Source organism: Streptosporangium sp. G11 (genome assembly GCF_051192615.1).
Lineage (GTDB): Bacteria > Actinomycetota > Actinomycetes > Streptosporangiales > Streptosporangiaceae > Streptosporangium.
The window spans coordinates 126239-132238 of the sequence record NZ_JBPJUQ010000022.1; the positions used below are offsets into that span (position 1 = coordinate 126239).

At 66.2% G+C, this 6000-nt stretch carries 7 protein-coding genes; 3 read left to right on the forward strand and 4 right to left on the reverse strand.

Translation table 11 applies throughout. The features are described 5' to 3' along the window. Positions 1-64 precede the first annotated feature (64 nt). Positions 65-301 carry a DUF397 domain-containing protein gene (locus tag ACSDR0_RS21900; RefSeq protein ID WP_435290718.1) on the forward strand — a complete coding sequence of 79 codons (237 nt, stop codon included), beginning with the start codon at positions 65-67 and terminating at the stop codon, positions 299-301. A 664-nt stretch (positions 302-965) separates the two neighbouring features. On the opposite strand, the gene ACSDR0_RS21905 is transcribed toward ACSDR0_RS21900, so the two are convergent. Then, complete coding sequence (locus tag ACSDR0_RS21905) at positions 966-2267, reverse strand: UDP-glucose dehydrogenase family protein (protein ID WP_435290729.1); 1302 nt, start codon at positions 2265-2267, stop codon at positions 966-968. A 163-nt stretch (positions 2268-2430) separates the two neighbouring features. Here ACSDR0_RS21905 and ACSDR0_RS21910 point away from each other — a divergent pair, with 163 nt between their 5' ends. Continuing rightward, positions 2431-3594, forward strand: a complete 1164-nt coding sequence (locus tag ACSDR0_RS21910; protein ID WP_435290719.1) for an acyl-CoA dehydrogenase family protein — start codon at positions 2431-2433, stop codon at positions 3592-3594. 158 nt (positions 3595-3752) lie between these two features. Beyond that, positions 3753-3989, forward strand: a complete 237-nt coding sequence (locus ACSDR0_RS21915; protein WP_435290720.1) for a DUF4240 domain-containing protein — start codon at positions 3753-3755, stop codon at positions 3987-3989. On the opposite strand, the gene ACSDR0_RS21920 is transcribed toward ACSDR0_RS21915, so the two are convergent. From ACSDR0_RS21920 to ACSDR0_RS21930, 3 genes are all read right to left on the reverse strand, one after another. Beyond that, positions 3956-4411 carry a hypothetical protein gene (locus ACSDR0_RS21920; RefSeq protein WP_435290721.1) on the reverse strand — a complete coding sequence of 152 codons (456 nt, stop codon included), beginning with the start codon at positions 4409-4411 and terminating at the stop codon, positions 3956-3958. The two genes, ACSDR0_RS21915 and ACSDR0_RS21920, sit on opposite strands and share 34 nt — an antisense overlap. A gap of 186 nt (positions 4412-4597) precedes the next feature. After that, positions 4598-5092, reverse strand: coding sequence for a hypothetical protein (locus ACSDR0_RS21925; protein ID WP_435290722.1), 495 nt, complete (start codon positions 5090-5092; stop codon positions 4598-4600). Positions 5093-5632: 540 nt separating this feature from the next. After that, on the reverse strand, positions 5633-5764 hold the full coding sequence (locus ACSDR0_RS21930; protein ID WP_435290723.1) for a hypothetical protein: 132 nt from the start codon (positions 5762-5764) through the stop codon (positions 5633-5635). Positions 5765-6000 lie beyond the last annotated feature (236 nt).

Below are 6000 nucleotides of genomic sequence, written 5' to 3' on the forward strand. Positions count from 1 at the left end.
GGGCGATCCGCTCGAATGACTCCGCCCGCCGGGCGACCGCCGACATAGCGAAGGTGATGACGACGTGGAAGCAGACCTCAGCAAGGCCGTCTGGCGCAAGGCGGCCCCAGAGGGGGACGACGACGGTAACTGTGTCGAGGTGGCCGTCGTCGACGCCCCGGAAGAAGGCCACAAGGCCGGGTCGGGTTCTCTTTACGTATTGCGCGATTCCAAGAATCCCGACGGGCCGAAGCTGTTCTTCACCCGCTCGGAGTGGGACGCCTTCGTCGGGGGAGTGAAGCTCGGCGAGTTCGACAACTGACCGGGCAGGACCGGGACGCAGGAAAGGCCCCCGTCGGTGACGGGGGCCTTCTCGTCGTGTGCTCTCCGAGGCTTTCCCCGATTGCCGTGATCGGGCCGCGTGCCAGGTCAGCCAGGCTGAAGGCGCGGTTCCCGCGAGGTTCACACGCTCGGCCGTCGTTTTCCTGACAGGGTAAAAGTCTTTTTGTCGAACGCGCAGGGAGAAGTGGTTTGACGGAGGCCCGCATTCGTCCTGGCGACGGCGGTCTCACCGTAATGCCAATCAAAAGCGTTCTATAACTAACCTGGGAGTTATTTGGTGTGTTTTGTCATGAGATGTCGCATATCGTAGTAATTGACATTTCCAAGGGATTACTGGGAAGAGAGGTGGCTCGATGGGTATCAGTATGTTCCCGGGAAGTGCCTGGCCCGCCCACGATCCGTACTGGCGTCACCGTCGCCGTCGGCGTTGGCGCCGCTGGCACCGCTGGCGTCGGCGTTACTGGGACTGGTGACGCGAGAGGGTCATGGTGGCCGATGCGACTTCTGAGTGGTCGACGCTTACCCGGTGGGTTCCCGGCACAGGCCGGGAACCCACCGTCATGTCCGGGGCGAGACGCTCCGCGCGCCGCGGGAGCGGGCCGTAACGGGGAAAGGGGGCTCGGTACGGGAAGGGCGCGCCGGGCTCAGGGGCGGCCCAGGGCGCGGTAGTGCCAGCCGGAGGCCCGCCAGGTCTCGGCGTCGAGGGCGTTGCGGCCGTCGACGATCTTGCGAGAGGCCACCACGGAACCCAGCTCCTCGGGATCCATGGCGATGAACTCCTGCCACTCGGTCAGCAGCAGCACGACGTGGGCGTCCTTGGCCGCGTCGAGGGCGGAGGTGCCGTAGGAGAGCCCGGGGTGGGCCTTGCGGGCGTTCTCCTGGGCGACGGGGTCATAGACGGTGACCCGGCCACCCTGCTCGCTGATCTTGACGGCGACGTCCAGGGCGGGCGAGTCGCGGATGTCGTCGGAGTTGGGCTTGAACGCGGCACCGAGCACCGCGACCGTGCAGCCCCGGAAGGAACCCCCGGCCAGCTCGCGGGCCAGGTCGACCATGCGGGCGCGGCGGCGCATGTTGATCGCGTCGACCTCCCGCAGGAAGGTCAGCGCCTGGTCGGCGCCGAGCTCACCGGCCCGGGCCATGAACGCCCGGATGTCCTTGGGCAGGCAGCCGCCGCCGAAGCCGAGACCGGGGTTGAGGAACTTGCCGCCAATGCGGTCGTCGAAGGACAGCGCCAGGGACAGCTGCTTGACGTCGGCGTGGGCGGCCTCGCAGACCTCGGCCATCGCGTTGATGAAGGAGATCTTCGTGGCCAGGAAGGCGTTGGCGGCCACCTTGACCAGCTCGGCCGTGGGGTAGTCGGTGATCACCATCGGGGTGCCCATCTCCAGCATGGAGGCGTACACCTCCCGCATGATCTTCTCGGCCCTGTCGGAGGCGACACCGAGCACGATCCTGTCGGGGTGCAGGGTGTCCTTCACCGCGAAGCCCTCGCGGAGGAACTCCGGGTTCCAGGCCAGCTCGGCGCCCGCGCCGATGGGGGCCAGCCTGGCCAGCTTGTCGGCGAGGCGCTGCGCGGTGCCGACCGGGACGGTGGACTTGCCGACGATCAGGCACTCGCGGTCAAGGTGGGGGGCCAGCGACTCGATCGCGGCGTCCAGGTAGGAAACGTCCGCCGCGTACTCTCCCGGCTTCTGGGGGGTGCCCAGACACAGGAAGTGCACGTCGCCGAAGGCCGCGGCCTCCTCGTACGAGGTGGTGAAGCGTAACCGGCCGTTGGCCAGGTTGCGCCGCAGAACTTCTTGGAGGCCGGGTTCGTAGATGGGCAGATCGCCGGCCCGTAGCCGGTCGATCTTCTCCGCGTCCACGTCGAGGCTGAGGACTTCGAAGCCCAGCTCGGCCATGCATGCGGACGTCGTCGCACCGAGGTATCCGGTTCCCACCATCGTCAGGCGGTAGGCCACTGGTGCTCCTTTCGGTTCTGCCCAATTCTTTGCCGACAGGGTACCGGCATCTGGCGCTTCTACTTTGCCACCTGCGCAAACGCCGGAACACATATCACATGGGGTGGAGCGCTCCATGTTTTGTTGGACGTCCTACTATTTGCCCATGAGCTACCCTCTCTACGCACTGCCCGAGGAGCACGAGATGCTCCGCGAGACGGTCCGCGCCCTCGCCGACGAGAAGATCGCCCCCCGCGCCGCCGAGGCCGACGAGACCGGAGAGTTTCCCTGGGACGTCTACAAGGCGCTCGTCGCGGCGGACCTGCACGCCGTGCACCTTCCCGAGGAGTACGGCGGCGCCGGTGCCGACGCTCTCGCGACGGTGATCGTCATCGAGGAGGTGGCGCGTGCCTGCGCCTCGTCCTCGCTGATTCCCGCCGTCAACAAGCTCGGCACCGTTCCGCTGCTGCTCACGGCCTCGGAGGAACTCAAGCGGAACTATCTCACGCCCGTCGCGCGGGGTGACGCGATGTTCTCGTACGCCCTCTCGGAGGCCGAGGCGGGCAGCGACGCCGCCGCCATGAAGACCCGCGCGGTCCTCGACGGCGACCACTACGTGCTCAACGGCGCCAAGATGTGGATCACCAACGCCGGGGTGTCGGAGTACTACACGGTGATGGCCGTCACCGAGCCGGGCGTCGGGGCCAGGGGCATCTCCGCGTTCGTCGTGGAGAAGGGCGACGAGGGCGTCAGCTTCGGGGCCAAGGAGCGCAAGCTCGGGATCAAGGGCTCGCCGACCCGCCAGGTCATCCTGGAGAACGTGCGGATTCCGGCCTCCCGGATCATCGGCGAGCCTGGCACCGGTTTCAAGACCGCCCTGGCCACCCTGGACCACACCCGCGTCACCATCGCCGCCCAGGCGCTCGGCATCGCCCAGGGCGCGCTGGACTACGCGGTGGGCTACGTCAAGGAGCGCAAGCAGTTCGGCAAGGCCGTCGCCGACTTCCAGGGCGTCCAGTTCATGATCGCCGACATGGCCATGAAGCTGGAGGCCGCCCGCCAGCTCACCTACGCCGCCGCGGCCAAGTCCGAGCTGGCCATGCACGGCGAGCCGCAGAAGGACCTCACCTTCCTCTCCAGCGCCGCCAAGTGCGCCGCCTCCGACGCCGCCATGGAGATCACCACCGACGCCGTCCAGCTCCTGGGCGGGTACGGCTACACCAGCGACTACCCGGTCGAGCGCATGATGCGCGATGCGAAGATCACCCAGATCTACGAGGGCACCAACCAGATCCAGCGCATGGTGATGGCCAGGCAGCTCCTGAAGTAGGTCGTCGACCAGCGGAAACCCGGTCCGGATCATGCCCGCGGACCGGGTTTCGCATGTGGTGGGTAGATCTTGGAAGAGGCTCTGTCCCGTCCTTGTTCCGTGAGAGCTTCACACGCTGCGGACGAGGACGGTCGTGATCTGTACAGGGATGTTCGTGGATGCCACGATCACGTCTCATGGACGAGGACGCCTTCTGGGAGCTGATCGAGCGGTCGGGCCGAGAGGCCCGTACCAGGAAGAAGCGTCTTGCCTGGTTGGACGACGAGCTTTCCCGGCGCTCGGCCGAGGAGATCGCCGACTTCGACACGCGGTGGGACTCCGTCAGGAACCGGGCCTGCACCTGGGACTACGGATCAGGTGGTCAGGTGTCGTACAAGCCGTCCCAGGGTTCGTAGAAGCCGAGGTCGTCCGGGTAGAGCTCAGCGTGTTCTGTGCCTTCGAAGGTCTCGATGACGAGGCCGAAGACCACGCCGTCGACCTCGCGGCGGAAGGGCCGGATGGCGATGTCGCCGTAGCGGAGACCGGGGAGGGCATCGAGCCATCGCTTCAGCCGCTCCTGCGCCGCGTCGACGGCGGCCCGGTGGTTGTCGTCGGTTCCGGTGCGCTCGATGCGGGAGTCGAGGTGGTGGCCGGCGGCGTCGAAGGTGTGCAGGACGGCGTGCCAGCGTTTGTGCGCCTGCCAGTCGTCGGTGTGCGTGTAGCCCTCGGGGAAGGAGGCGACGACGGAGCCGAGGAACTGCCCGCCCTCCCAGTGGCCGATGGTGTCGGTGCGATAGTCGGGTTCGTAGCTGATGGGGATGATCTCGGGGACTGTCATGTGCGGGAGGGTAGCGATCGGGTCCGACATGGCTTTTGCGCTGCGCGTGACCTTGCTAACGGAAGTGCTGACACCGTCCCTGGACGTGAGTGGACGTCCACAGAAGATGATCAAGTGTGAGATGGCGCTGAGCAGGGCTTTCTGACACCTGTGGATGTCGGTGGACATTCTTGGACCGGCTACGGATCAGATGGTGGGTGGTGTCCAACTCAAGGCGGGGGGTAGTTGGCCCATGCGAAGCAGTACGAGACCTTCTTCGTGCCATTCGGAGCGGTCTGTGGCCGGAGGCAGTTCGACTCCCGCGAGTCCGGCCGGGGCGGAGAACTGTTGTCGTAGCCGTTCTACGAGCTGTTCGGCCTGCCTGAGCGTTTCCGGCAGGTCGTCGGGGGCATCGACGCTGAGGCCGAGAACCGTCGCCCCGTCACGAGTGACCGTGATGATGACCTGGTAGTGGTCGCGAGCCCTGAGGTAGAGAGTGAAGGCGTCGTTCCCGTCGCGGCGCAACTCGTCGAGGACCTCGTCATCCGCGTCGTTCGCGATGCCAAGGACATGAACCCGCCTGAAAGCGTGAAACCGCTCGTCGCCGGGGGCGTCCGTGTTGACGTAGTCATCGATGAATCGCCGGAAAACCTCGGAGCCGGGCTCTGGAACCCACACGTAGACGTCGAGACATGGCGGCACGGACCCAGCGTATTCGCGTCGCCGTGGATCGGAGAGACCGTCCTCCGACGCTGGACGCCGTCGGCGTAAGGAATCCTGCCACCGCGGATGCCGGCAAGAGGCTTGGACGGACCTGGACGACCATGGACCGAGGAGTCCCGAGAACCCGTTCCACCAGGTCCGGAAGACAGCTGTGGACGATCGTGTTCCAACTCGTGATGAAGAGGTCCGAAATTCGAGCGGGCGGGCCGTGACGGGTTCCCTGCTCTACTTCGCGCGCGGTCACCGCTGCTCGCGGCGCGTGAAAGACCAGGCGCAATATGAAGGTGTCCAGTGTGAACATGTCGGTGCCGTCCCAGTCGAACTGCCCGACCTGCCCCGGTGGAGCATCAGGGGAGGCGGCCACGCAGTCATGGCCCTCCTGGTCCTCGTGCCACTCGACGAGGCGGACATCCTCGAACCGGAAGACCACGACAGGCGTCTTCGACAGTTCGGGTGGAGCCCACTGCGGGTCGTAGACGAACTCCAGCTCCAACGTCGGCGGCCCGCCGGGCTCATAGGTCAGGCGCCTGAAGCCGGTGTCGTGAAGGTAGACGTGGGCCCCTCCTCGATCCAGAACTCGTACAGCCCTCCCTTGGACGTGATGCCACGATCCTTGTCCTTCGTCACGCCGGCGAACTCGGTCACTGACATAAGGAAATGGTCCTACAGACCAGAACGATCCGGCAGGTCCCGGCAGAGCGGTGACAGCAGCGCTGACAGCAACGTCCCCGCACACGGACTCACTTCGGCCACCGTCCACCACCCTCTGACCACGCTCTCCGCTGCCACACCAGGGCGATTGGTCCGCCTGGCTCGAAAATCGGTGCGTTAGTGGGCAGGCGGCAGCGAACCCTGGCCGGTGATGTCGGGGCAGGGCTTGCGGGGTG